Below are 255 nucleotides of genomic sequence, written 5' to 3' on the forward strand. Positions count from 1 at the left end.
AGGATTAAGTGATATTCAAATTTCCACCTATCATAAACTAATTGAAATCGGATTAGGTAAGCATCTAAATATTACCATCGGTTAAAACAAATACGGCAGGCAACATAGAACTAAGCTAAAAAACAAGTAAAAAACTATATTTTTAAGCTGCTCTTCTGCTCACATAATTCGGATCGTAAACTAGATCATTCTTTATCACTCCAAAGCTCTGTTTTATGAGCTTATTGGCTACTGCTATTAGTGCTAGCTTCTTCG

1 pseudogene is annotated in these 255 nt (G+C 33.3%); it reads right to left on the reverse strand.

The window, feature by feature from the left end:
* Positions 1-142: 142 nt before the first annotated feature.
* Positions 143-255: pseudogene (locus tag FRX97_RS12530) on the reverse strand (IS110 family transposase); the annotation flags it as partial.

The organism is Luteibaculum oceani (assembly GCF_007995015.1).
In the GTDB taxonomy this organism is placed as follows: Bacteria; Bacteroidota; Bacteroidia; order Flavobacteriales_D; family Luteibaculaceae; genus Luteibaculum; species Luteibaculum oceani.